We start from the raw sequence: 2,267 nt of genomic DNA on the forward strand, positions 1-2,267 counted from the left end.
ATTTAAAAATCGAGATGAAGTTATCACTGCTTTTGTTTATGCTATGTACGGAGGAGATGAAGCTTTAAAGAAAATAGAAGAATTAATTTATACTATTGAATCAAAAAATCTACTTACAATGATAAGCTTTAATATAGAAAGCAGATATGCTCAGAGTTTATTATATAAAATATATATAAATTCAACTAAAAGTGCAATTCGTAAAGAAGCAGTAGAAATGATTAATGAGTTACTTGAAAAAATTAATATAGGTTATACTGAATTTAGATTGAGATGTATGCCTAATTTGGGATTTAATTCTAAAGGTGAAAAAGAATTAAATGATGATTATAAATTAATAGTTAATAATGATTATACTTTGAGCTTGTTTGATATAAAAGATAATAAAGAATTAAAAAAGATTCCTCAAAACTTTGATGAAAAATTAAAAGAAGAAATAAAAGAATTAAGAAAAGAAGTACGATAAGTTTATTAATCATACTGCTAGTATTTTAAGTATTACATTAATAGATGGTGATATATACAGCTATGATTTGTTTAAAGAAGTTTTTATTGATAATTATTTAATGAATAAATTTGCATCTTCTTTGATATGGAATCTATATGATAAAGATAAAAAAATTATAACAACTTTTAGATATTCAAATGATGGAAGTTATTCAAATTGTGATGATGAAGAGGTAAAGATTAGTTCTGACAATTTTATAGCTTTGGCAACTCCTGTAGAAATGGATAAGAAAACTATAGATAAATGGAGAAAACAGCTTGAGGATTATGAATTAGTACAGCCGATAAATCAATTAACACTTATAAAATTGGATAAAAAGAATTTGAAAAAAGAAATAAAAAAGATAAAAAGCATAGAGGCAAGTTACGGATCTTTTAAGGCATTTGCTAAAAGGTATGATATGTATACCAATGATGTATTAGGATATAATGATACTATAACATATACATTTCCTGCAAATGATGGAGATATTTTTACAATGTCTGCAAAAGTCGAGGCGGATATAGAATATGATGAGCCAGTAGATATCACTATCGATTTTAAAAAGGCTGAAAATAAAAAAGAAATTAGCAGTAGATTTATCTATACTTTTTTGGTATTTATAATTTTGGATTTTAGACTTACAGATTTATTTTGATTATAATAAATGATTTTTATATAATAGCTAGGCATCATAGTTTTGTGTCTTCTATAAAAAATATATATACATATTGAAATTAGGAGGAATTGAGTAATTTATGAAGAAACATAAACCAGCAACAAAAGAAGAATTAAAAAATTTAGTATTTACAGACGGTATAAAACTTAGTGATGTAGATACAAGCCTTATTACAGATATGAGCGAGCTTTTTCAGAAAAGCCAAAGAAAAGATTTTGAAGGCATAGAAGATTGGGATACTTCTAATGTTGAGAATATGTCATGGATGTTTAGAGAATGTTTTAGTTTTAATGAGCCTTTAGATAAATGGGACGTATCTAATGTTACAAATATGAGCGGTATGTTTAGTCTTGCTAAAACTTTTAATCAGAATATAAATAATTGGAATGTTAGTAAAGTTGAAGATATGAGTTATATGTTTAATGCATGTGATTCTTTTAATCAACCTCTTAATGATTGGGACGTATCTAATGTAAAAACTATGGAGGCTATGTTTCATTCTTCCATTTCTTTTAATCAGCCTTTAGATAAATGGAATACTTCAAAAGTTGAAAACATGCATGATATGTTTTGCCGATGTAAACAATTTAATCAGCCTTTAAATAGCTGGAATGTATCCAATGTAAAAACTATGGAATCTATGTTTTATTCTGCCGATTCTTTTAATCAGCCTTTAGATAAATGGAATACAAAAAAATTAAGTAAAATGTACTCAATGTTTAAATATACTGACAGCTATGATTGTTATGATTCATTAGCAAATTGGGATTTAAGTAAAGTATCAGATATGAGTGATTTATGCACTAACTATGAAAGATTCTATGAAAAATTGCCTTTAAGGCTTAGAGTATATATGCAGGCATTTTATGGTTCTCACAAAGTTTATGTACCTATCGAAAATAATGAAGAATATGATGATGATGAATATGATTTTATATCAGAAGAATATGATTTAGTATCAAGAGATTATATAACTATCACAAAAGAGAATGTTAAAGAAGTATATAATGCAATATCAAAAGACACAAATAAAAAAGTTATGGCATTAAAAAAGAAATTAGAAACAGAGTATAGCAAAGAGCTTTCATCTGTTACTGATGA

Annotated in this window: 1 protein-coding gene and 1 pseudogene; both read left to right on the top strand. The window is 26.0% G+C overall.

What is annotated here, in order from left to right; genetic code table 11:
• A pseudogene (locus KQ44_RS14245) lies at positions 1 to 1,145 on the top strand (DUF4132 domain-containing protein); the annotation flags it as partial.
• A 100-nt stretch (positions 1,146 to 1,245) separates the two neighbouring features.
• Positions 1,246 to 2,267: BspA family leucine-rich repeat surface protein (locus KQ44_RS14250; protein ID WP_143277896.1), on the top strand; the 1,022-nt coding region annotated here is incomplete at its 3' end.

This window comes from Brachyspira sp. G79 (assembly GCF_002379365.1).
Classification (GTDB): Bacteria; Spirochaetota; Brachyspiria; order Brachyspirales; family Brachyspiraceae; genus Brachyspira.